We start from the raw sequence: 22,745 nt of genomic DNA, 5'->3' as shown, positions 1-22,745 counted from the left end.
CCGGCAGCTGTCGGGCGGCCAGCAGCAGCGCAGCGAGTGGCGATCGCCAGGGCACTAGCGGTGAAGCCAAAAGTCCTGCTGCTGGACGAACCACTGTCCGCATTGGACGCGGCCCTGCGGTCGGAAATGACCGCCGAGATCGACCGGCTGCACCGGGCCCTGCCGGCGGTGTCGATCCTTTACGTCACCCACGACCAGACCGAGGCGTTGACGCTGGCCGACCGCATCGCCGTGTTGGCCGCCGGAAAACTGGTCGACGTGGGCACCGCGCAGGATCTCTACCTCCGGCCGCCGTCCGCGTTCACCGCGAGTTTCCTGGGCGCCGCGAACGTGCTGCCGGTGCAGGTTTTGGGCGCTGAGCGTACGAATGTGCTGCGCATCCAGCTCGGTGAGCACATCCTGACCGCGGCCGGGCCAGCCGACCATCGGCCGGGCGCCGCACAGCTGGCGATCCGGCCGCACCGGCTGCGGATCGAGACGGACCACAGCGACGGCACCAATCGGCTGCCCGGCCGGATCAGCGCCGTACAGTGGCGCGGCTCGAGTTTCCGTACGACAGTGGCCCTGGACGGCGGCGGCGAGGTGGTCGTCGAGTCGCCGGCGACCGGATCCGCACCGACCGCCGGCGAGCGAGCCGTCCTTGTCTTCGACCCCACCGACGGTGTCGTCGTACCGGCCGAGCTGGTCGCGTCATGACCGCGGTTGCGACCTCGATGGCTCGGCCCGCGACGCGGCCGAGCCCGCGCAGGACCGCGGCTCCCGGGCCGCTGCTGTGGGTGCTCCCACCACTGCTGATCCTGCTCGGCGTCGTCGGATATCCGCTGGTCATGGTCGTACGGGAGTCGTTCCTGCACCGCGACGGGCCGCTCGCGGCCGGCACCGTGACGGCCGCCGGCTACACCGGTCTGCTGTCGTCCAGCACCTTCGTGGACGCGCTTTTCACCACTGTGAAAGTCGCGGTGACAGCCACCATCGGCTGCCTGGTGCTCGGCGCCGCGATCGCGCGATCGTGGTGTCGCTCGTACCTTTTCCCGGCGCCAGCGCGGTGGCCCGGATTATCGACACCGTGGTCGCTTTCCCGTCCTTCCTGATCACCCTCTCGCTGGCTTTTCTCTACGGTGGCGCGGGATTGCTGACCGGGCCGCTCGGACTGCCCGACCTGACCGGCAGTTGGTGGGCTTTGGTCGTCGCCGAAATCACTTTCTATACGCCTTTTGTCGTACGTCCACTGCTTGCCGCTTTCAGCCAGCTCGACCCGGCTTTGTTAGAAGTAGCAGCGAGTTTGGGCGCACGGCCGGGCCGGGTGTTGCGCCGGGTGGTGCTGCCGGAGGCGCTGCCAGCGCTGCTGGCCGGCGGGGGAGTCTTTGTCTGCTGCTCACGCTGAACGAATTTGGGATCGTGCTTTTCCTTGGCGTCAAAGGCGTACAGACACTGCCGGTGCTGGTCTACTCGTACGCTGTGCTCGGCTCGTCCGCGCAGGCCGGCACAGCAGCCGCGGTCGCGGTGATCAACACCCTCCTGTCGCTGGCGCTTTATCTGGTCTACCGAGCGGCTTTGGCGCGGATCGGAGGTCGTCGTGCTGGTGTGGTCTAGGCGGGGCCGCTGGTTGGTCTGGGGCAGCACCGTCCTCATCGCCGCGGTGGTTTTCGGGCTGCCGCTGGCCACCATCGCGGTGGCCGGATTTTCCCGTCAGTGGAGCGGCGCGTTGCCCACCGGGCTCACCCTCGGGCGCCTCGTGGACGCGTTATCGGGCAACGATCTCGCGTCGCTTTCGGTCAGCGTGCAGACCGCGGCGGCGGCGAGCGCGGTGTCGATCGTGGTGGGGGCAGCTGGGCGGCGATGTCCGTACGAGCGTTGCCGCGCGGTGCCCGCGGCGTCCTCGACGCGGCCTTCCTGCTGCCGATCGCGGTGCCGTCGGTGGTGATGGGACTCGGCGTGCTGGCGGCCTTCAACACCGTCCTGTCCGGCACCGCCGTCATCGTGATCGTCGCCCACGTCGCGCTGGTGCTGCCCTTCACGTACGCGTCGGTCAGCGCTGGCCTGGACCGCCTCGACCCGCTGCTGGCGCACGTCGCGGCCAGCCTCGGCGCCGGCCCGGCGACGATCCTGCGCCGCATCACGCTGCCGCTGCTCGCGCCGTCCCTGCTCGCCTCCGGTGGGCTGGCTTTCGCGCTCAGCATGGGCGAACTCGGCGCCACCTCGTTCGTCTACCCGCCGACCTGGCAGACCCTGCCAGTCACCATCGGGGCCCTGACCGGCCGCGGCAGCGTCCTGCAAGCAAGCGCCGTCGCCGTCGTCCTGCTGGTGACCACCCTGCTGGTATTGGTCGGATTGTCCGCTGTGCGCACCCGCGCCAGCTACCGCTGAGACTTTCGACCCTGCCCGGGCTGCCCAAATGACCAGTTGAACGAACCCGGCGCGACGTGTCAGGCTTGACCCAGTCCCCACCGACTCCCCCCGTGGTCGGTGGGGACTACCACGTCCAGGCCTCGGTCGTCACCACGCCCTTGCACCGCTTCGCGAACGCTCGACTTTGTCCCTTTTTGTTACGTTTACGATTGGTCGAGTGTGCAGGAATCACTTGAGCCGCAGAGGTAACCGACGGGTCCGGAGTGCAGGACACTAATCCCAAGATGTGGGCCAGAATCCGGCAGGCACATTCCGCTGTTCTTATTGGGACTGATGGGATCAACTTTCACCGCCAGTAACCGGGTTCCGCGAATAGCGGCCCCAGAATCGGCAACAACGTCACAATCGGACATACCCCCACCCAGTACCCACTCGCTCACAGTCAAAACCGCACGGCCACCGGTCTTCCCACCCGCAAACGTAACGCTGGTTCGTTCTCCCCGCACCCAAACCCCATCCCACCCGTCGACCCCGTTCTTCCTTGAGGCTCCGTCCGAAGGGCACCCCACCCACTGCACAATCGGAATCCGATTGTGCAGCCCTCTCCACTGGGTGCGGCGCGAAAAACTGTCGTACCCACCCCGAAAAATCACCCCCACCCAAGAACGGGTGGGGGGGGGGGTTCGAGGGCCAATGTTCAACTAAAAATTAAGGTCCACCTCTCAACCCACCCCCCCCCGCCGTTCAAAGGGAGGGGGAAAGAAAAAAACAGACACCTACGACAATTTCGCGCCGCTACGGCTTGTCGCGGCTAAACCAGCCCCACGGGTTTCCATCCCGACCCCGCCCGCGCGGCGACCGGAGGCCGCCCAGGTTCGCGCGGCGACCGGAGGTCGCCCAGGTTCGTGGCGGTGGGGTGCCCGGTTTTTGGGCGCCTCGGCGACGCGAACCGGATGCGCCGCCGCAGGAACTGCGGCCAACAACTCAGCACTGCGGCCATCAACTCGTCAGGCGGGGCAGAGCCACCCCGGGTCGCCTTCCCGTACGACCGCGGGCGCGGCTTCAGGGGTCGGGAAGTGCTGTTTGAGGGTGAAGGTGTACGCGGTGGGGCCGTGCAGGCGCAGGTGCCGGACGCGGTCCTCGGCATCGTCGGTGGTGGGGCGGTGGCCGGTGGGGACCCACCAGAGGGCGGTCGCGGGGACCGGAATCTTCGCGAACCATTCGCGGCGGCGACGCAGCGCGGCGAGGTGGTCGCCGGAGTAGACGAAGTCGGCCAGCGCCTCGACCGAGGTCCACACGGACATGTTGACGATGATGCCGGCGCTGTCGCCCACGTCCCATTGGAAGGCGCGGATCGCGGTCGCGTCGCCGTCCTCGGTCTGCATCCGCCAGAGGAAGCCGGGCGCCGCGTCCGCCAGCGCGTTGACCGGCTCCAGCCCTGCGACGAAGTCCGCGAGCTGCGGGCTTTCCAGTGGGGCGAGCAGCCGGGAGAAGTTCACCTGTGCGAGTTCGTACGCCATGAAGCCAGTCTGCCATCCGCGCCCGCCTCTTGACGCACAAATCCACCCCGGTTAGCGTGCGACGCACTGCGGGAAACCGATTTCCTGCCGCCGGAAAGAGGCCCGGATGCGGATCGGTACGTGCCTGGTCACGCTCGTGACAGTCGCCGGCGGCCTGGTCGCCGCCAGCCCGCCGGCCAGTGCGACCGCGCCGCCGGAGAGCACCTTCTTCGCGACCGCCGGCGTCGAGGAACACGGCACCGCCAACACGGCGAGCGACGGCGACCTCTGGCCGTCGTGTTGGTCCGACGACGACAACCTCTACGCGGCCAATGGCGACGGGAAGGGGTTCAGCGGCAGCACCGGCTATGACACCGCGGTCAGCCGGATCAGTGGCACGCCCGGCAACCTGACCGGCGCCACCATCGCCGGCGGTGACGCGGTCGGCTCGGTCTGGAATTCGGCTTACAACCGCAAACCGACCGGCATGGTCTGCGTCGACGGCACGATCTACCTCGCGGTGCAGGATCTCAAGAAGGACACGAACGCCTTCGACGAGGCCGACGCCGCTTCGATTTCCAAATCCACCGACCACGGACATACGTGGACCTGGGATCATTCGGCGCCCATGTTCGGCAACTTCGCGTTCACCACGATCATGTTCCTGGATTACGGGAAAAGCGGCGCCAACAACACCGACGGATATGTGTACGCGTACGGGCTGGACAACAACTGGCGCGACTCCTACAGCGGTGTTGTCGCCGACCCGCAGGACATGTATCTGGGTCGGGGTTCCCAAGGACAGTGTGCAAAACCGCGCGGCCTGGCAGTTCTACGCGGGCACCTCCGCCAGCGCGCCGACCTGGTCCTCGGACATCAATGCCCGGGTGCCGGTGCTGACGGACACCAGCCGGCGCTATTCGGCGATGTACACCGGGACGCCCCCGCCCGGCGGCTACAGCGTGATCGGCCAGGGCGGAGTCGTCTACGACAAGCCGCTCAACCGTTACATCTACACTTCCTGGACCGAATTCACCTTCGAGTTCTACGATTCCCCGACGCCGTACGGGCCGTGGCAGCATTTCCTCACCAAGGACTTCGGCGGATATCCCTGGACCACGGCGAAACACGGCGGCTACGGCGTCACGATCCCGTCCAAGTTCATCAGCGCGGACGGCACGAACATGTGGCTGCAGTCCAATGTCTGCCCTTGCGCGAGCGCCGGAGTCACCAGCGTCTACAACTACTCGTTGCGTCGAATGACGGTCAGTCCGTACGCACCGACCACCCCGACCAACGCGCCGGACGACGGCCGCAACCTGGCTCAGGAACCCGGCACCGTACCCATCGAGAAATCCCTGCATTACGGCAATGTGGCCTATTACAACGACGGTGTTCTGGCGCAGACCGACGATGACTGGAACGACGAGAACAAGTCCACCAGTTGGTGGGGTTACACCTGGCCGCGGTCTTACACCGTCAACAAAGTCGCCTACACCACTGGAAACATGTTCAGCGACGGCGGCTGGTTCGGCACCGCGCCGACAGTCCAGGTCCGGGTGAACGGGGTGTGGACCACCGTCACCGGCCAACAGTCGACACCGGCCTACCCGACGAACAACACCGCCGGCCCCAACAAGACCTATGTGTTTTCCTTCGATCCGACGACCGCCGATGGCGTACGAATCATCGGCGGCGCCGGCGGTACGCGGACATTTACCTCAATCGCTGAATTGCAGGTCTATTACGGCGGCGCGGTCACCGATCCCGGCTTCGAGAAGCAGCCGACCAGCACGGTTTCCGCGCCCTGGACCGTCGAAGGGCCGGACCAGCACGGCATCGACCGCGGTGGCCAGCAGCACAGCGGGACGAACAACGCATGGATCCGTACGAGCAGCAAGAATTGGAATGCGGTGACCCAGGTGGTGCCGGTGAAACCGAACACCAGCTACCGGCTGACCGGTTGGATCCGCGACACCGCCAACGTCAGCGCGGCGGCTATTTCGGCGTACGGGCTGGCACGACCTCCAGTGTCCTCGCCGAAAAACTCACTACGGCAGCCAGCCCTCGTACGGGCAGCTGACCGTCCCGTTCACCTCCGGATCCAACACGACGATGACGATCTATGCCGGATATTGGTCGCCCGGCGCGGATTCCTGGATCCAGGTCGACGATGTGGCCCTCACGCCGACATAGAACTAGTCGACGGGCTGATTGACCAGCGGGACATCGGAAAGCTGGCGGTACGCTTGCAACGCGGCCTGCGACGAGTCGATGCGGGTAATCCCGACCGGGGGCATCATCGGCACCGAATTCCAGTAGACCAACGCCTTGACGTTCGGGTATTCCTGCATGCCGCTCATGTCCGCGAGGAAAAGGGCGGCTTTCCCGTTCGGCAGATTCGGCTCCTCGTCGACGCCCCACTCGCCCAGCATGATCGGCTTGTCCGGGTGGAACTGCTTGGCCCAGCTGTAAAATCCCGGCCAGTTCGGGTAATTACTGAGCTTGCGGTCCACGGTGGCACCGAAAGTGGTGGCCCACCAAGCGCCGGATCCGCTGATGACATACGGATCTTCGGCGACCCAGTCGACCACGTCATCGCCTGGGTAGAGATCGTTGAACCACGGCTGACTGCCCCACGGCGGAGTGCCCAGGTAGTTGACCACGAAAACCGCGTTCTGCACGCCGTCGGCCCGCAACCGCAGGACCACGTGCCGGAACATGGCGGCATAGTCCTTGGCAGTGAATCCGGAACCGGCGGCGGGTTTTTGACATTCAGCTCAGGCTCGTGGTGAATCGCCAAGTAGAGAACTTGTCAGTGAACTTCTGCTTGAGATAGGCCGCTTCTTTGTCGATATACGCGTCGACCTGGGGATCGCCGGCCGCTACCTGCGCCCAGCTGCGGCCCATTTCCGGTTTCCAGTTCAGGTAAAGGATCCGCTCGTGGTCCTTCTGGTGCGCCCGGGCGATTTCGCCCGCTGGCGGGAAAAGTTCCGGCGCCTTGTGATAATAGTGCGCGATGTCGACCGAGCGGCCGATCTGGTTCTCGAAGTTGGACAGCGCCTGGTCCCAGCTCTCGTCGTCGAGCGGGTTGGCGGCCACTCCCCACCAGGCACCGCAGGACGGCACCAGGGTGGCCGAGACCGGGCAGGGCGACTGGCTCGGTGGCGGTGACCCACCTGGCGCCGGAGACCCGCTGGGTGGTGCCGGAGATCCGCTCGGCGACGGAGAACCGCTGGGTGCCGGAGAACCGCTGGGAGTAGGGGAACCGCTCGGCGAGGGCGTACCAGAGGGCGACGGTGCGCCAGCAGGGCTGGCGGAGCCGGTGGGGCCGGGAGACACCGAAGTCCCGACGAACGGGCTGGCGGTGGTGTCAACGGTGCCGACCTGGCCGTTCGACCACAGTTGCAGCACCGGCGCGGAGCCACTTTCCCGGGAGTCGAACGCGCTGGCCGGGCCACTGCCCCAGACTGCGAGCGTGACCGCGCCGCCGCCGTGGATCGCGTGGCTTACGTCAATACTCACCGTGGACGAATGGGCCGCGCCAGATGCCCGCCCGACCGCGAAACCGGGAGTCGGTCCGTTGGCGGCGTCGACACCATTCTCGGACCACCAGGATCCGGCCAGCCCGGCGGAAAAGTCGCTGGCCGACGAACGGTCGGCGTATGTCAGCACCAGGTGGGCGGTCAAAGCGAGGCCGGCGGGTTCGGCCGGGAGCTGAAAACGAATGTACGACATCGACCAGGACCCGCCGCCGACCATCAGCTGACGCGACTGTCCAAAGTTGACAGTCGGGTGGTCATGGTCCACATAGGAATCGGCGACCGCGTTAATCACCGCGTCGGGCGCCGGATCGGTGGTGGCCACATTCGCGAGCACCACGCCGGAGGCACCGAGCGGCACCAACACCGCGGAACAGATCGCTACTAGGCGTAATGAACGCCTTCGCGGAACCCAAGACCACCGCGCGCGCATTCCATCGGCGCGTCGGTGCGTCTTTCCGATCCCGCTGGAATGCATTCCCACATCCATCGCCCGTTATCTGTTCCGGCCCTGGTCAGCACGGAAGAACAAATGCCATGGTGTGAGTAAAGGAGCAATACGTCAACTCGAAAGAGCTGACCGGAAGATGACATGCCAGCAGGTGAGACGGCGAATAGCGGCCATTACCCTGTGTTATAACATTCCGCAACCGGAAAATTACCGGCACGTCCATAGGGGCAATATTACGGACGCAGCAGAGTGCCGGCACCGACCGTGACGTTGCTGGCCTCGTCGATCAGAATGAAAGAACCCGTGGTGCGGTTCCGGCCGTAGTCGTCACACAGCAGCGGCAGGGTAGTACGCAGCCGCAGCCGGCCGATGTCGTTCAACCTCAATTCCGTCGCCGACTCGTCGCGATGGAGTGTATTCACGTCCAACCGATAGCGCATCTCGCGAACCACGGCTCGCACGGATCGGGTGGTGTGCGCGACGACGTACTTGCGGCCGACCTCCAGCGGATGCCGGTCATCCATCCAGCAGACCATCGCGTCCAGGTCCTGGGTGACGCTCGGCGCGTTGTTGGGCCGGCAAATCAGGTCGCCGCGGGACACGTCCAGGTCATCGGCCAGCCGGAGCACCACGGACATCGGCGCGAAAGCCTCGCTGACCGGCCCGTCGGCGGTGTCGATCCCGGCGACGGTGGTGGAGAATCCGCTGGGCAGTACGAGCACCTCGTCGCCGGGTTTGATGACGCCGCCGGCGACCGTACCGGCATAACCACGGTAGTCCGGATATGCGCTGGACTGCGGGCGGATCACATACTGGACGGGGAAACGTACGTCCACCAGGTTGCGGTCACTGGCGACGTGGACGTGCTCAAGGTGATGCAGCAGCGAACTTCCCTCGTACCACGGGGTGTTCTCCGACCGGCTGACGATATTGTCGCCGCGCAGCGCCGAAATCGGGATCGCGGTGAGGTCGGTGACCTCCAGTTTCGCCGCGAACGAGGTGAACTCGTCCTTGATCCGGTTGAAAATCTGCTCGTCGTAGTCGACGAGGTCCATTTTGTTGACCGCCAACACCAAATGTGGCACCCGAAGCAGGCTGGCCAGGAAAGCATGCCGACGGCTCTGCTCCAGCAGGCCTTTGCGGGCGTCGACCAGAATGATCGCGAGGTCCGCGGTGGAGGCGCCGGTGACCATGTTCCGGGTGTACTGGATGTGTCCGGGGGTGTCCGCGATAATGAAAGTCCGCCGCGGGGTGGCGAAATAGCGATAGGCCACGTCGATCGTGATGCCCTGCTCGCGCTCGGCTCGCAGGCCGTCGGTGAGCAGCGCCAGGTTGGTGTATTCGTCGCCGCGGTCGCGGCTGGTGCGCTCGACCGCTTCCAGCTGGTCGGAGAAGATCGCCTTCGAGTCGTACAACAGCCGGCCGATCAGGGTCGACTTGCCGTCGTCGACCGACCCGGCGGTGGCGAACCGGAGCAGCTCCTTGCCGGGCAGCTGCGTACGCGAAGATTCCTCGACTGTGGAAGTCATGGCTTAGAAATACCCCTCGCGCTTGCGGTCTTCCATGGCTGATTCGGAGAACTTGTCGTCGCCGCGGGTGGCGCCCCGCTCGGTGATCCGGGTGATCGCGATCTCGTCGATGATCGCCGTGACGGTGGTGGCGTCCGACCGTACGGCGGCGGTCAGAGTCGCGTCGCCGACCGTGCGGTAGCGGACGGTCTCGGTGCGTACGACCTCACCGTCGCGCGGCTGGCAGAACTCGTTCACCTGGAAAAGCATGCCGTCCCGGTCGAAAACCTGCCGCGGCGCCGCGTAGTAGATCTCCGGCAACGGAATGTTCTCGCGCGCGATGTACTGCCAGATGTCGAGCTCGGTCCAGTTGGAGAGCGGGAAAACCCGGATGCTCTCGCCCTGATGCACCCGGCCGTTGTAGAGACTCCAGACCTCCGGCCGCTGGTTTTTCGGGTCCCACTGACCGAAATCGTCGCGGAACGAGAAAACCCGTTCTTTCGCGCGGGCCTTTTCCTCGTCCCGGCGGGCGCCGCCGAAAAGTGCGTCGAACTTGTGTTTTTCCACCGCATCCAACAGAACTGGCGTCTGCGCCCGGTTACGCGAGCCGTTGGGCTCCTCGACCGCGAGGCCGCGGTCGATGCCGTCCTGCACGCTGGCCACGATCAGCTGGATGCCCAGTTCGGCGACCCGGCGGTCGCGGTAGTCGATGACCTCGCTGAAGTTGTGGCCGGTGTCGATGTGCATCACCGGGAACGGCACCGGCGCCGGCCAGAACGCCTTCTGCGCGAGCCGGAGCATGGTGATCGAGTCCTTGCCGCCGGAGAACAGCAGGCAGGGCCGCTGCATCACCGCCGCCACCTCGCGGATGATGTGGATCGACTCCGCTTCCAGGACGTCGAGCTGGCTCAGCCGGTAGTCCGCACGCACTCTCTCGTCTCCCTCACTCGCCCGCTTCGGCGATCGCCGCCAGCACCGCCGTGGCCAGGTCGGCACGGCACACCACCAGGTCCGGCAGCCACGGGTCAGCGTGGTTGTAGGTCAATGGTGAGCCATCGATCCGCGAGGTGAAGACGGATGCGGCATTCGCCACAACGACCGGCGCCGCGGAGTCCCACTCGTACTGACCGCCGGCGTGGACGTACGCATCAGCCTCACCGCGGATGACCGCGGCCGCCTTCGCGCCGGCCGAGCCCATCGGCACCAGCTCGGCGGCGAGGCGCTGGCCCACCGCCGTCACCATCGCGGTGGCCCGGCTGCGGCTGACCGCCAGCCGGATCGGGCCGTCGTGCGGCTTCGGCGGCGGCGGCGGCGGGGTCGTCGGTGGCCAACGTGACGCCCTGAGCCGGCAGCGCGACCGCGCCGGCGACCAGCTGTCCCCGCTGCCAGAGCGCGACATGCACGGCCCAGTCAGTGCGGCCGGCCTCGCCGTACTCCCGCGTGCCGTCCAGCGGGTCCACGATCCACACCCGGTCAGACGCCAGCCGGGTCTGGTCGTCGTGGCCCTCCTCCGACAGCACGGCGTCCGCTGGGCGAGTCTCCGCCAGCCGCTTCATCAGGAGGCGGTGCGACATCGCGTCCGCTTCGTCCCGCAACGCCTTCGGGTCCCCGAAGCCGCGCCGCTCCCGCAGCGCCACCAGCTCCGCACCCGCTTCGTCGGCCAACCGCCGCGCCAGCTCATCGTCGTTCATCGGTTGTCTATCTTCCCCTTCACCGGCCACCCCGGTCGCCGGGGTCACGTACGTCACAACGCGCCCACCCCGAATACCTTCCCCACCCGGCCCGGATGGGCCTTGGTACGGATACCTCTACGCCACCCGCGAAGGTAACGAAACGGGACAAAGCCTCGCCTTATCGTTACATTCGAGCGCAGTTGGTCCTCGTACGGGCGCTACTCGACACCCACGTTTTGCAGGCTCACGTCGAGATACTGGGAGCTGATTCGCGCGCCGGTGACCCTCGGGCCGACAATCAGGACCTGCTTGTTGTAGCGGATGGGGATCGCCGCGGCGTCTTCCTGGATCAGCTGGTCGACGGTTGCCCAGCTTGCCTGCGCGCTGTCGGTGTCGGGGACGGCTTCGGCGGCCTTGATCGCCTGGTTGATTTTCGGGTCGTTCAGTTGGGAGAAGTTGACGTTGCCGTCGGGCCGGATGCGGTCGCCGCTGAACTGCGGCGGGAAGATCGCCTCGCCGGACGGCCAGTCCGCGATCCAACTGGTCAGCAGGAGTTCGTTTTGCGCGGCGGGGCGCCCAACGATGGTGTGAAACGACTTGCGCGGCAACGGATTGGGATGCACGGCGAGGCCCACGCGAGCGAACGCGTCCGCGATGGCGGCGGCGATCCGGTCGCCGGTGGCAGACTGCGAATAGTCGAGCTTGATGTCCTGCGGGCAGTTGCGTGACTGCGCGAGGAGTTCTCGCGCTTTCGCCGGATCGCCTTCCGGTTTTCCAGCCAACCCGTACGGGTCGATTTTGCGGTACGCCTTGACTGTCGGCGCCGCGATTGTGGTGGCGTAGTCGCCAAAAGTCGGCCCGCCCTGGACCGTGAGGTAGGTTTTCTTGTTCATCGCATAGACGTACGCTCGCCGGCAGGCGAGGTCCGGGACTTTCTTCGTGTTGATAGCGATAAACGTCGTCGACCCGCCAAAAACCCGGTGATCGTACGCTGTTTGAGCGCGGGACTCGCGAGGATCTGTGCGGCTTGTTCGGGTGCGATCGCGCTGCTGCCGAACGAGACCGCCTGCTGGTCGGTGCCCTGGCCACGGACCAGCCGGTCGGTGATCACGGATCCTTCCACGCTGAGCTCGAAATCCAGCTCGTCAGGAAGGTTGAGACGAATGTGATCGGCGCTCTGGTCCCAGTGCGGGTTACGTACCATCCGGATACTCTTGTCTCGAACATGACTGGCGAATTCGTACGGCCCGTAAGAAAAAGGCATCGCGTCATAGCCGGTCCTGGCGTCGCGGTCCTGGCGTACGGCGGCGAAAACTGCTCATCGTCACCGCGTACGGGAAATCGGCAAGCGGCTGGGCCAGCTCGTAGGTGATCGTGTCACCGACGCAGGTGACGGACGGGATTCCGTGCGGATCAAGGTAAATCCCGCGGTACGTCTGACCGCCTTTCAGGAGTGCCTTCTGATAGCTGGGTCCGTCGGTCAACAGGTCGGAGAACGATCTGTTGACGCCGTACCGGAAGTCCTCGCAGGTGACCGGTTTGCCGTCCTGCCACCGCAGGTTCGGCCGGACGGTGAAACTCCACTTGGTCCTGTCGGCGTTCGACCGGCCGGTGCCGGTCGCCGCATCCGGCCCGATCGCCGTGCCCGCGGTCCCGGCGGCGTTGACGTACGAAGTGAGCGTGGGGCTGTAAAGCGTCTGCAGCTGCAGCTGGGTTTCGGTGTTGGCTCGGGCCGGGTCGAGGTGTTCCAAGTCGCTCGCCATCAACAAATGCAGAATGCCGCCGCGGTGCCCCGTCGCGGCGGCAGATCCGCTGGCGGATCCGCCAGCGGTGGTGCAGCCACTCCCGAGCAGCACCAGCCCGACCACGGCGGCCAACCAACTGACGATGGCTTTTCTTGTCATGACTGGGGGATTGTCCGACCCTGCCCAGGATCTCTGCGTCCGAAGAGGCAGTCGAGCAGGCAAGCCGGTACGGCCCCATCGGCCGGCGGCTACCGGCCGACGCCGAAGGGGTTGTCGATCACATAGCGCCACATCCCGTCGGCGCCACGCCGGGCCACATCGGTCGCGGTGGCTTTCAGGTGGATCTCGATGCCCGCCGTGGTGGTGCCGTCGATGGACCAGTCCACCAGCAGCAACGCGAGATCGCCGACGACATAGACATGCTGCACGGCGACCTCCATGGGAAGGCCGAAGTCCAGCAGGTGCCGATTGGCGGCCGATCGGGCCGGGCCGGACATCGGCTGACCAGGTGCTGGCACGAGGACGGCCGCGTCCTCGTACAACTCGTCCACGGCCTCCGCTGAACCGCTGTTGAAAGCGGTCACGAACGCGGCGACGAGGTCTGTTGGCTCGGGCAACACCTGGTTGTCAGTCATACCTATCTAGTGAAACACATGATCAACAGGCATTTTCCGCTATTCGGACGTTCGCTCATGAGCCCGTCAGTACGCGCCGGCGTGCCGGATGACCGCGCGGTGACCGTACGCAGCAGGATCACCAGGTCGAGGCTGAGGGACCAGTTCTCCACGTACCGCAGGTCGAGCCGTACGGCGTCCTCCCACGACAGGTCGGACCGGCCGCCGACCTGCCACAAGCCGGTGATGCCGGGTTTAACGACCATCCGGCGGCGGAACTCCTCGTAGCGGTGGCCCATCTCGCGAGCCGGCAGCGGCCGCGGGCCGACCAGCGACATCTCGCCGCGCAGAACGTTCACCAGCTGCGGCAACTCGTCGATGGAGAACCGGCGAAGGAACCGGCCGACCGGGGTCACCCGGGGGTCCAGCCGCATCTTGAACATCGCGCCGTCGGTGTCCGTACGATCCCGCAGGTCCGCCAACTGCTGCTCCGCGTCGGCGACCATGGTCCGCAGCTTCAGCACCACGAACTCGGTGCCGTTGTGGCCGACCCGGACCTGCCGAAACAGCATCGGCCCCGGGCTGGTGAGCCGGATGGCGGCCCCGATCAGCAACAGCGCCGGCGCCAGCACGACCAGCCCGGCGGCCGCCAGTACCCGGTCGAAGATGCCCTTGACCAGCCTTCGCACCCCGGAGAGCTCGGCGTGCTCGAGGTGCATCATCGGCAGCCCGTCGACCGGCCGGATGGTCGTACGGGGGCCGGCCACGTCGAGCAGCGCGCGCCGGCCACCATCAGGTCGGTGCCGGTGCGTTCCAGTCGCCAGGACAGCCGCCGCATCGCCGGCGCGTCCATCTCCGGGCACGCCAGCACCGCGACGATGTCGGCACCGGTCCGGCGTACCGCGGTCTCGACATCGTCGAAGCTGCCCAGCACCGCGACCCGGCCCTGGTCGAGCAGCCGGGTGGTGTGTCGGCCGGCCCGGTGACCGGCGCGAACGGCACGCACGCGCCGACCACCGACAAGCCGTGGTGGAAGTTGCGGCGCAGTTCCCGACACAGGTCCAGCACCGCGCGCTCGTACCCGACGACCACGACCTTGCGCATGCTCTGGCCGCGGGCCCGGCTGCGGACCAGCCACAGCCGCATCGCGTAGCGGGCGGTGATGTCAGCGGCGGTGAGCAATGGCAGCGCTATCAAAACGTACCCGCGAGCCACCTCCGTCCCAGTGGCGTACGAGAACAACGCGAGCGTCGCGGTGAGGCCGGTGACGGCGTTGAGCACCCTGCGGTACGTCGTCGTTGCCGTCGAAGAGGAACCGCTGTTCGTACGCCCGACCGAGGGCGAGCGCGGCCAGCCACAGCAGCGGCAGGGCGGCCGAGAAGATCAAATACGGCACCGTGAAGTCGCGGAATTTTCCGAACCGTACGGCGAAAGCGACCCCACCGGCCAGCAGCCCGACGCTGGCGTCGAGCACGACCAACCGGTGCACGTACCGGCGCGCCCAGTTCCCCGGCGCGGGCCAGGTGGCCTTCTTCTCCGGCTGGTCGGGAAAGATGATCCGCAGATCGTCCTTGGGTGGCGCGGCCATCGGCCGACCGTCGACGTCCTCCGACGCTGAGTCGGCGTAGTCAACGATCGACACCTGACCGCCCTCCAATGTCCGAAATATCAGCCAATACCGTGATAGAGCGGCATAGTACAGCTGTCGAACGCTGGTATCGCTTGTAGGCAGGTGTTTCGCGGCTCGAGTGTCCATGTAGGACAGACCTGGGACGTCCAGACCTGTGCGCACTGCACAATCCGCGGTTGGTGACCACGCAAATCGTCAGACCTCGCTGGCAGACTGCGGGCGATGACCCTCGCCCAGTTCGAAAGTCTGGTCCGGGCGAGTTGGGGCGCCGACACCTGCGATCCCGCCGATCTCGCCGACTGGCATCCGGAGAACCCGTCCAGGGGTCAATGCGGCGTGACGGCCCTGGTGCTGCACGATTTCTTCGGCGGCGACCTGATGCTCGGCGAGGTGCTGGTCGAGAGCGCGAAGGTCGGCTACCACTACTGGAACCGGTTCGGCGGCAGAATGGAAGTCGACCTCACCCGCGAGCAGTTCCGACCGGACGAACACGTGAGCGCCGGCCATGCCGTCGTACGCCCCGACGGACCGCCCCGACGCTGCCGAGAGCAGTACGAGACATTGCGCGACCGAGTGCTGACCAAGCTGACCGAGGCCGCCTTGACTGACCCCGCCTAGCCCCCGCGCTTGAGTGCGCAGGAATCACTTGAGTCGCAAGGGGTAACCGGCGGTCCAGGGTACGGGACGCCAATCCCAAGATGTGGACCAGAATCCAGTCAGGCACATTCCGCTGTTCTTATTGGGACTGGTGGGATCAACTTTCACCGCCAGTAACCGGATTCCGCAAATAACGCCGCCACCTATGTCCCCCACCCAGTACCCGCTCACCCACAGCCAAAAGCCGCACCCACACGGGTCCTGAACCACCCCACTGCACAATCGGAATCCGATTGTGCAGCTCTACACAGGGTGCGGCCCAAAACTGTCGTACCCACCCCCAAAAATCACCCCCCCCAGTGACGGGTGGGGGGGGGGGGTTCGAGGACCAATATTCAACTAAAAATTAAGGTCCACCTCTCGACCCACCCCCCCCCCCCCGTTCAAAGGGAGGGGGAAAGAAAAACAGACACCTACGACAGTTTCGAGCCGCACCGGGTGAAAAGTGTCAGGAGGCGTGGAAGGAATTCTGGGCGGCGAGCAGTCCCTCGGTGATGATCGCCTCGGTGGCGTCGGCGGCGAGGTCGGTGAGGAGGTCGAGTTCCTTGCGCTCGGTCGACGAGAAGTCGCGGAGTACGAAGTCGGCCGGGTCCTGGCGGCCGGGTGGGCGGCCGATGCCGACGCGGACGCGGACGTAGTCCTTCGTCCCGATCGACTGGCTGATGGAGCGCAGGCCGTTGTGGCCACCTTCGCCGCCGCCCTGTTTGAGGCGTACGACGCCAAAGGGCAGGTCGAGTTCGTCGTGGACGACCACGATCGCGGCCGGCTCCACGCGATAGAACTGGCGGAGCGCGGCGACCGGACCGCCGGAGACGTTCATGTACGACAGCGGCTTGGCCAACACCACTCGCCGGCCGGGCAACGGGCCCAGCCGGCCTTCTACTACGTGAGCACGACCCTTGCGGGCCACCTTGAACTTGCCGCCCACTCGGGCGGACAGCACGTCCAGCACCATGGCGCCGACGTTGTGCCGGTTGCCGGCGTACTCGGGCCCGGGGTTCCCGAGCCGACGATCAGTGCGGCGCCGTCAGGCGAGCCGGCGCCGGTCAGGCGTCGTCCCCGGAACCGGCGTCAGCGGTCGCCTCCGCGGTGGGCTCGGTGGAGGTCTCCTGCGCGGCGACGATGCCGACGACGTACGCCTCCGGGTCGATCGACAGCGTGGTGCCGGTGGGCAGCGTGATCTGCCCGGCGGTGATGGTGCTGCCGACCTCGAAGCCCTCGACCGACACCTCGACGCCGTCGGGCAGGTGGGTCGCCTCGGCCTCCACGGTCAGCCGGTCGAGCTCCTGGTTGATCATGCCGCCGGGGAACGGGTCGCCGACGATGCTGATCGGGATGTCGACGGTGACCTTCTCGCCGCTGCGGACCAGCAGCAGGTCGACGTGCTCGAAGGTGCCCTTGATCGGGTCACGCTGGATGGCCTTGGGCAGCGCCAGCTCCTTCGTGCCGTCGATCTCGACGGTCAGCAGGGGTTCACACCCCCCGCGCCGCGCATGACCATGGTGAAACTCGCGGGCCGGCAGCGCCACGTGCCGGGGAGCGGTGCCGTGGCCGTACAGCACGGCCGGGATCTTGCCCGCGCGGCGGGTGCGGCGGGCGCCGCCCTTCCCGAACTCGGTGCGCGGCTCGGCGGTGATGAGGACCTCGGACACGACTGATGCTCCTTACAAGCTGCGGTATGCGGCGCTCGGGCGCGCCTGCACTGCTGGTCTGGTAGTGGACTGGGAGGCACCGACGGGGTCAGCCACGTCCGTCACCCACCCGGTCAGCTGTCGTCCATCCTCGGTACGCCAACGCCGACCGCCGCATCAGTGACAACGCAGCAGCTCACCTGCGCGTCGATAACGGAGCCGTCATTGGGCGTCCCTCGCCGGGCAACCTCGCAAGTCTAGACGACCCTCTGGGAGATGTCCCCATCAGGTACGCGCGGGGCCGACTGACAGAAGATGTCAGGCGTACGCGGCTACCTTTCGGCCATGTCGTTCATCGAGAAGAACCTGACCAGCCCCCGGGCGTTGTCGTGGTCGCCGGGCGGTCCATCATCAAGCGGTACCACGTACGGGCCGAGGGTGTCGCCCTCGAGCCGGCCGTCGAAGAGGCCGCCTACGCTTGCCTACCCCAGCTGCTGGCCGACGTGGACGAGACCCCGCCGGCCGCGTTCACCGTGCTGCACCGCAGCTCGAACGCTGCCTACCTCAATGTCTACTCGTGGGTCTGGGACAACGTCATCGAATACCACAACGTGGCCGCCGGCATCCCGTTCCTGGGCTGCCCGGACGAGGACCCGACGAACTTCGTACCCGTCCGGAAGCCCTGGATCGGCTGCGTGTGGGAGCTGCCGCCGTTGGAGCACGAGCGCTCCTCGTGGGTCCGCCACCTGCTCAAACCCGAGATCCCGGACCTCGCCGGTTACCTCGCCGACCTCTTCCCCGCCGGCCCGATCGGCTCCTGATCTCCCTCCGCGCGAGGAAGCGGAGGAGGTCAGTCGAAGGTGCCGGTGCGGATGGCGGTGTCGAGCATGGTCCGCCACTGGGGCCAGCGCGGCAGACCGGCGCGGATCCAGCGGGTGTGGGCCAGCGCGGTGTACGACGGGCGGGCGGCGGGCGCGCAGTGACGGGGTGACGGTGGGGGTCAGCAGCGAGGTGTCGAGTCCGGCGGCTTCGAAGGCGGCGAAGGCCTGCTCGTAGCGGCTGGCCGCCCCGGACGCTGAGCCGTGGTAAAGCCCGGGCATCGCGTCCGACTCGACCAGCGCCAGGATCTGCTCGGCCACCGGCCGGGTCCAGGTCGGCTGGCCGACCTGGGTCGTCGGCAGCGTCAGCTGCTTGCCGGCCCGGCCGGCGGCCAGCACGGTCGACACGAAGTTCGCCCCATAACGGCCGTAGAGCCAGCACGTACGCACCACATAACCGCCGTTGGGCAACGCCATAAGTACGGCCCGTTCGCCGGCCAGCTTGCTCGCCCCGTACGCGTTGACCGGCCCGGTGTTGGCGTCCTCTTCGTACGGCCGAGTGGCCTTGCCGTCGAAGACGTAGTCGGTGGAGATGTGTACGAGCCGGGCGCCCACCTGGCCGCACGCGCCGGCCAGCGCCGCCGGCCCCTCGGCGTTCACCGCGTACGCGGTGGCCTGGTCGGCCTCGGCGGCGTCGACGTTCGTGTACGCGGCGGAGTTGACCACCACGTCCCCGGGTCCGACGTTCTGCCGTACGGCCGCGCCGACCTCCGACGGGTCGGTGATGTCCAGGTCGGCGTGTGGTAGCGCGACCACGATGTCATCCAGCCGCGACTGGGCCAGCAACTGCTCCAACTCGCGGCCGAGCATCCCGCCGCCGCCGGCGATCAGCCATCGGGTCACGGTGCGACTCCTTCTTTCCCTGCTTCGCTCAACTCCGGAGGATGCCAGCAGGGCCGGTCCGGCCGCACCTGAGGTCCAAGTGATCAAGACGCGGTGGCGCGCAGCGGCTCCCACCAGGCGCGGTGGGTGCGATACCAGTCGACAGTCGCGGCCAGCCCGGCGTCGATATCGACGGACGGCTGGTAGCCCAGCTCAGCGCGGCTGGCCGCGATGTCCAGCGAGTAGCGCAGGTCGTGTCCCTTGCGGTCCTCGACGTGCCGGACGCTGTCCCAGCCGGCGCCGCACAGCTCCAGCAGCCGCCCGGTCAGCTCCCGGTTGCTGAGCTCGGTGCCGCCGCCGCCGAGGTGATAGACGCCACCAGCCCGACCGTGTCGCAGCGCCGCGGCCACACCCTGACAGTGGTCGGTGACATGCAGCCAGTCACGGACATTCGCACCATCGCCATAAAGCGGCACTGTGCCACCGTCCATGAGATTCGTCACGAACAGCGGAATGATCTTCTCCGGGAACTGGAAAGGGCCGTAGGTGTTGGAGCCACGGGTCACCACGACATCCATGCCGTACGTCCGGAAATACGCCAAGGCCATCAGGTCGCCGGCCGCTTTCGAAGCGGCATAAGGGGAATTCGGCGCGAGCGGCTGGTCCGGTGTCCAGGATCCGGTGCCGATCGAGCCGTACACCTCGTCGGTGGAGACATGGACGAAACGGCCGACGCCGGCCCGGCGGGCCGATTCCAACAGGGTCTGGGTACCGACCGCGTTCGTACGCACGAATGCCGCCGGATCGGCGATGGAGCGGTCAACGTGCGATTCGGCGGCGAAATGCACGACCGCGTCCGCGCCGTACATGACTTGCGCAACCACCACTGGATCGCAGATGTCACCGGTCACGAAATGCAGCCGCGGATCGTCCGCGACATTCGCCAGATTGGCGCGGTTGCCGGAATATGTGAGCGCGTCCAGGACGACCAGGTCGAGGTCGCCGGCCGTCGACCCGAACTCCAACTGACCCGTCAGAGCTGCCCGGACGAACTCCGAACCAATGAATCCGGCGCCGCCGGTGACAACTAGTCGCACCTGTCGAGAGTAGCCACGCCGATGACCGCGCTCGCGCCGACACCGGGGGTGCTGGCCGTACGAGCGGGTAACCGTGCCCGTTCGGCGGATCACCGATCCCGATTCGACAACTAATGTCGCGAAGATGCGTGGAATAGTGCTGGCCGGCGGAACCGGGAGCCGACTGTGGCCGGTGACACGTGCGGTCTCCAAACAACTGCTGCCGGTGTTCGACAAGCCGATGATTTATTATCCGCTCTCGGTTCTGGTCGCCGCCGGAATTTCGGAGATCCTGATCATCACCACCCCCGACGACCGTCCGCTGTTCAGCCGGTTGCTGGGTGACGGCAGCCAGTTCGGGCTACGGCTGGAGTATGCGGAGCAGAGTCGTCCGGAGGGCATCGCGCAGGCGTTCGTGCTGGGCGCCAATTTCCTCGCCGGCGAGCCGGTCGCGCTGATTCTGGGCGACAACATTTTCCACGGCGTCGGTCTCGGATCCCAGTTAGCTGCCTATTCCGAGGTCGACGGCGGCCAGATTTTCGCGTATCCGGTGGCGAATCCGCAGGACTACGGCGTGGTCGAATTCGACCAGGACGGCCAGGTCGTCTCCATCGAGGAGAAGCCGGCCCGGCCACGGTCCCGCTATGTCGTGCCAGGCCTGTATTTCTACGACCGTGACGTGGTCGACATCGCCCGCGAGCTGCGGCCCAGTGCCCGCGGCGAGCTGGAAATCACCGCGGTGAACGAGATTTATCGGCGCGCGGGCCGGTTGCGGGTCTCGGTGTTGGACCGCGGCACGGCCTGGCTGGACACCGGTACGTTCGAGGCGATGGTGCAGGCTTCGGAATATGTCCGGGTGGTCTCCGAGCGGCAGGGCCTGAAGATCGGCTGCCTGGAAGAGGTCGCGTGGCGGGCCGGCCTGATCGACGACGACCAGTTGCGGGCACTGGCCGAGCCGCTGCGCAAGAGCGGTTATGGCGACTATCTTTATGAACTGCTGGCCGCGGACGACCGCGAGACCCGGCCGTCGGCGGAGGTGCTGTCCCGGTGAAGATCGTCGAGCTCGGCATTCCCGGGGCTTATCAGATCCTTCCCGACCAGCACACCGACACAACCGCGGCAGTTTCGCCGAGTGGTATCGCTTCGACCAACTGTCCGATGTGGTCGGTCACCCGCTGGAACTGGCCCAGGCCAACCTTTCCACGTCCGCGCTCGGGGTGGTCCGCGGCATTCATTTCGCCGATGTTCCTCCAGGACAGGCAAAATACGTCTCCTGCGTGTCCGGCGCGGTGCTTGATGTCGTCGTCGACGTGCGGGTTGGCTCACCGACGTACGGGAAATGGGAAGCCGTAAGGCTGGACGACACCGAGCGCCGAGCGGTCTACCTTTCCGAGGGACTGGGCCATTCTTTCTGCTCCCTGACCGACAACGCGACCGTCGTCTACCTTTGCTCGCAGACGTACGCACCGCAGTTCGAGCACGCCGTCAACCCGCTCGACTCCGAACTCGCCATCGACTGGCCCACCGACCGGCCGATCCTGTCCCCCAAGGACGCGGACGCGCCGAGTCTGGCGGAGGCACTCGCCGCCGGCACCCTCCCCCCGCTACCTGGCGCCACCCACCATCGACCTGCGCTAACCCCGGTGGGGCTGGGTTTTCGTCGAGTGTGGGACTTTGTGCCTCTCTCGGCGTCGAGTGTGGGTTAAAGTCCCGCACTCGAGGTCGGGCCTGTCACTGGCGGGGAAGGTGGTAATGACATCTGATAACCACTACTTATGACATTTATCGATTGTTTTCCGGACATTTGAACAGCAAGATCGGGCGTACCCCAAATCACCTCAACAGGGAGTTACGCGTGATCAGCGAGTGGGTCCGAAGAGCTGGAATGGTCACCGCCGGCCTGGCGATGGTCGCGGCGGCGCCAGCAGCGGCGTCGGCCGCGACGTTGCAACCGGCAGCGAGTGTCTTCTGCGCGAGTGTGCGGGACTGTCAGGGGCTGCCGCAGCACGTCGATGCCGGGAACTACTACCTGGACTACGACATCACCAACGACACCAAGACGCCCGCGGAAGCGACCGCCAGACTTGCCGTCGGGTTCTCGATCTGCCTCACGGTGGCGCCGATCGAAATACCCGCGCGTGGACATGCGAGCGGCACGATTGGGTGCGAGCTGCCAGCCGGCGATGCGCAGCTCAGCGCCACTTCGAACCAGGCCAGCGACATCTCCCTCGATTGGCGGCACCAGTGAGGAAAATAGCAGCGGTCGCCGGCGCGCTGGTACTCCTGGCCGTGCCGTCCGCGGCCTCAGCCACCACAGCCCAACCCGCGTTCAGCGCGGTCTGCCACACCACCGCGCAGTCCGACCACTGCCAGTCCCTGTCCAGTCCGGTCTCGGCTGGGAACTACTACCTGGACTACGACGTCAGTGGCCCGGCCGGAGCCCTGGTCTACGCCGAGCTCTCGGTCAACGGCGCGACCATCTGCCACACCGCCACTTCCCCCAACGTTCTGCAGCTCGATGGCAACGGCCGGGCCAGCGGCACGGTCGGTTGCGCTTACACCAATGGCGGCACCGGAGTGCTTTACGGGCAGACCGAGACCGAGACCGGGTCCGGCAACGTGCTGACCTTCAGCATGGACGCCCGCCGGGCCTGAGCGATTCCCGCCTGG

24 protein-coding genes and 4 pseudogenes are annotated in these 22,745 nt (G+C 66.5%); 11 read left to right on the top strand and 17 right to left on the bottom strand.

Features of this window, described 5'->3' with window-relative positions; all coding sequences use genetic code 11:
• Window positions 1–60: 60 nt before the first annotated feature.
• The 5 genes and pseudogenes from GNX96_RS67310 to GNX96_RS22235 all read left to right on the top strand — a co-directional run bounded on the left by GNX96_RS67310 (window position 61) and on the right by GNX96_RS22235 (window position 2,367).
• Window positions 61–696 carry an ABC transporter ATP-binding protein gene (locus tag GNX96_RS67310; protein WP_279581141.1) on the top strand — a complete coding sequence of 212 codons (636 nt, stop codon included), beginning with the start codon at window positions 61–63 and terminating at the stop codon, window positions 694–696.
• Window positions 693–1,091 carry a hypothetical protein gene (locus tag GNX96_RS54170; RefSeq protein WP_279581140.1) on the top strand — a complete coding sequence of 133 codons (399 nt, stop codon included), beginning with the start codon at window positions 693–695 and terminating at the stop codon, window positions 1,089–1,091. Before GNX96_RS67310 ends, GNX96_RS54170 begins: the two co-directional genes overlap by 4 nt.
• Window positions 1,067–1,384: an ABC transporter permease subunit gene (locus GNX96_RS54165; RefSeq protein ID WP_279581139.1), complete on the top strand. Its 318-nt coding sequence runs from the start codon at window positions 1,067–1,069 to the stop codon at window positions 1,382–1,384. The genes GNX96_RS54170 and GNX96_RS54165 overlap by 25 nt, the downstream gene beginning before the upstream one ends.
• A gap of 14 nt (window positions 1,385–1,398) precedes the next feature.
• Window positions 1,399–1,593: a hypothetical protein gene (locus GNX96_RS54160; RefSeq protein WP_279581138.1), complete on the top strand. Its 195-nt coding sequence runs from the start codon at window positions 1,399–1,401 to the stop codon at window positions 1,591–1,593.
• Window positions 1,577–2,367: pseudogene (locus GNX96_RS22235) on the top strand (ABC transporter permease). The gene GNX96_RS54160 and the pseudogene GNX96_RS22235 overlap by 17 nt, the downstream one beginning before the upstream one ends.
• A 989-nt stretch (window positions 2,368–3,356) precedes the next feature.
• Here GNX96_RS22235 and GNX96_RS22230 read toward each other — a convergent pair.
• Together GNX96_RS22230 and GNX96_RS22225 are read right to left on the bottom strand one after the other, a co-directional pair.
• Window positions 3,357–3,869 carry a DUF3291 domain-containing protein gene (locus GNX96_RS22230; RefSeq protein WP_163569542.1) on the bottom strand — a complete coding sequence of 171 codons (513 nt, stop codon included), beginning with the start codon at window positions 3,867–3,869 and terminating at the stop codon, window positions 3,357–3,359.
• A 51-nt stretch (window positions 3,870–3,920) separates the two neighbouring features.
• Window positions 3,921–4,118, bottom strand: a complete 198-nt coding sequence (locus GNX96_RS22225) for a hypothetical protein (protein ID WP_163569541.1) — start codon at window positions 4,116–4,118, stop codon at window positions 3,921–3,923.
• Between the two features lie 482 nt (window positions 4,119–4,600).
• On the opposite strand from GNX96_RS22225, the gene GNX96_RS22220 reads away from it, so the two are divergent.
• Complete coding sequence (locus GNX96_RS22220; RefSeq protein ID WP_279581137.1) at window positions 4,601–6,643, top strand: hypothetical protein; 2,043 nt, start codon at window positions 4,601–4,603, stop codon at window positions 6,641–6,643.
• Here GNX96_RS22220 and GNX96_RS22215 read toward each other — a convergent pair.
• The 11 genes and pseudogenes from GNX96_RS22215 to GNX96_RS54140 form a co-directional block, all read right to left on the bottom strand.
• The gene (locus tag GNX96_RS22215) at window positions 6,624–7,751 is read right to left on the bottom strand and encodes a CBM96 family carbohydrate-binding protein (protein ID WP_163569539.1); all 1,128 of its coding nucleotides are present in this window, start codon (window positions 7,749–7,751) and stop codon (window positions 6,624–6,626) included. The two genes, GNX96_RS22220 and GNX96_RS22215, sit on opposite strands and share 20 nt — an antisense overlap.
• 329 nt (window positions 7,752–8,080) lie before the next feature.
• Window positions 8,081–9,370, bottom strand: a pseudogene (locus GNX96_RS22210) (sulfate adenylyltransferase subunit 1); the annotation flags it as partial.
• Window positions 9,371–9,373: 3 nt separating this feature from the next.
• Window positions 9,374–10,279, bottom strand: coding sequence for a sulfate adenylyltransferase subunit CysD (gene cysD, locus GNX96_RS22205; protein WP_163569537.1), 906 nt, complete (start codon window positions 10,277–10,279; stop codon window positions 9,374–9,376).
• A 13-nt stretch (window positions 10,280–10,292) separates the two neighbouring features.
• Window positions 10,293–11,040, bottom strand: a pseudogene (locus tag GNX96_RS22200) (3'(2'),5'-bisphosphate nucleotidase CysQ).
• Window positions 11,041–11,240: 200 nt separating this feature from the next.
• The gene (locus GNX96_RS22195; protein WP_279581174.1) at window positions 11,241–11,969 is read right to left on the bottom strand and encodes an ABC transporter substrate-binding protein; all 729 of its coding nucleotides are present in this window, start codon (window positions 11,967–11,969) and stop codon (window positions 11,241–11,243) included.
• Window positions 11,912–12,226, bottom strand: a complete 315-nt coding sequence (locus GNX96_RS54155) for a hypothetical protein (protein ID WP_279581136.1) — start codon at window positions 12,224–12,226, stop codon at window positions 11,912–11,914. Before GNX96_RS54155 ends, GNX96_RS22195 begins: the two co-directional genes overlap by 58 nt.
• A gap of 64 nt (window positions 12,227–12,290) precedes the next feature.
• Window positions 12,291–12,926: an ABC transporter substrate-binding protein gene (locus tag GNX96_RS22190; RefSeq protein ID WP_163569536.1), complete on the bottom strand. Its 636-nt coding sequence runs from the start codon at window positions 12,924–12,926 to the stop codon at window positions 12,291–12,293.
• A gap of 89 nt (window positions 12,927–13,015) precedes the next feature.
• Complete coding sequence (locus GNX96_RS22185; RefSeq protein ID WP_163569535.1) at window positions 13,016–13,402, bottom strand: YybH family protein; 387 nt, start codon at window positions 13,400–13,402, stop codon at window positions 13,016–13,018.
• A gap of 2 nt (window positions 13,403–13,404) precedes the next feature.
• On the bottom strand, window positions 13,405–14,148 hold the full coding sequence (locus GNX96_RS54150) for a sugar transferase (protein WP_279581135.1): 744 nt from the start codon (window positions 14,146–14,148) through the stop codon (window positions 13,405–13,407).
• Complete coding sequence (locus GNX96_RS54145; RefSeq protein WP_279581134.1) at window positions 14,100–14,387, bottom strand: nucleoside-diphosphate sugar epimerase/dehydratase; 288 nt, start codon at window positions 14,385–14,387, stop codon at window positions 14,100–14,102. The genes GNX96_RS54150 and GNX96_RS54145 overlap by 49 nt, the downstream gene beginning before the upstream one ends.
• 159 nt (window positions 14,388–14,546) lie before the next feature.
• Window positions 14,547–15,023 carry a hypothetical protein gene (locus GNX96_RS54140; RefSeq protein ID WP_279581133.1) on the bottom strand — a complete coding sequence of 159 codons (477 nt, stop codon included), beginning with the start codon at window positions 15,021–15,023 and terminating at the stop codon, window positions 14,547–14,549.
• Between the two features lie 210 nt (window positions 15,024–15,233).
• Between GNX96_RS54140 and GNX96_RS22175 the strand changes: the two genes are divergently transcribed.
• On the top strand, window positions 15,234–15,629 hold the full coding sequence (locus tag GNX96_RS22175; RefSeq protein ID WP_163569534.1) for a YunG family protein: 396 nt from the start codon (window positions 15,234–15,236) through the stop codon (window positions 15,627–15,629).
• A gap of 487 nt (window positions 15,630–16,116) precedes the next feature.
• On the opposite strand, the gene pth is transcribed toward GNX96_RS22175, so the two are convergent.
• From pth to rfbB, 4 genes are all read right to left on the bottom strand, one after another.
• A complete protein-coding gene (pth, locus tag GNX96_RS22170; protein WP_279581132.1) occupies window positions 16,117–16,623 on the bottom strand; it encodes an aminoacyl-tRNA hydrolase in 507 nt (168 codons plus the stop codon).
• A gap of 91 nt (window positions 16,624–16,714) precedes the next feature.
• A complete protein-coding gene (locus GNX96_RS22165) occupies window positions 16,715–17,320 on the bottom strand; it encodes a 50S ribosomal protein L25/general stress protein Ctc (RefSeq protein ID WP_163569533.1) in 606 nt (201 codons plus the stop codon).
• A gap of 461 nt (window positions 17,321–17,781) precedes the next feature.
• On the bottom strand, window positions 17,782–19,020 hold the full coding sequence (gene rfbD, locus GNX96_RS22155; RefSeq protein ID WP_279581131.1) for a dTDP-4-dehydrorhamnose reductase: 1,239 nt from the start codon (window positions 19,018–19,020) through the stop codon (window positions 17,782–17,784).
• Window positions 19,021–19,103: 83 nt separating this feature from the next.
• Window positions 19,104–20,096, bottom strand: coding sequence for a dTDP-glucose 4,6-dehydratase (gene rfbB / locus GNX96_RS22150; protein ID WP_163569587.1), 993 nt, complete (start codon window positions 20,094–20,096; stop codon window positions 19,104–19,106).
• Window positions 20,097–20,220: 124 nt separating this feature from the next.
• On the opposite strand from rfbB, the gene rfbA reads away from it, so the two are divergent.
• The 4 genes and pseudogenes from rfbA (at window position 20,221) to GNX96_RS22130 (ending at window position 22,730) form a co-directional block, all read left to right on the top strand.
• Window positions 20,221–21,126 (top strand): glucose-1-phosphate thymidylyltransferase RfbA, encoded by a 906-nt coding sequence (gene rfbA, locus GNX96_RS22145; RefSeq protein ID WP_163569531.1) that lies wholly within the window; start codon window positions 20,221–20,223, stop codon window positions 21,124–21,126.
• A pseudogene (locus GNX96_RS22140) lies at window positions 21,123–21,781 on the top strand (dTDP-4-dehydrorhamnose 3,5-epimerase family protein). Before rfbA ends, GNX96_RS22140 begins: the two are co-directional and overlap by 4 nt.
• Before the next feature lie 149 nt (window positions 21,782–21,930).
• Window positions 21,931–22,323, top strand: a complete 393-nt coding sequence (locus GNX96_RS22135; RefSeq protein ID WP_279581130.1) for a hypothetical protein — start codon at window positions 21,931–21,933, stop codon at window positions 22,321–22,323.
• On the top strand, window positions 22,320–22,730 hold the full coding sequence (locus GNX96_RS22130) for a hypothetical protein (RefSeq protein WP_163569529.1): 411 nt from the start codon (window positions 22,320–22,322) through the stop codon (window positions 22,728–22,730). Before GNX96_RS22135 ends, GNX96_RS22130 begins: the two co-directional genes overlap by 4 nt.
• The last annotated feature ends 15 nt before the right edge of the window (window positions 22,731–22,745 follow it).

Source organism: Fodinicola feengrottensis (genome assembly GCF_010993775.1).
GTDB classification, from domain to species: domain Bacteria; phylum Actinomycetota; class Actinomycetes; order Mycobacteriales; family HKI-0501; genus Fodinicola; species Fodinicola feengrottensis.
The sequence above is the reverse complement of the archived record's forward strand: the minus strand, read 5'-3'. Positions and strand labels throughout refer to the sequence as shown.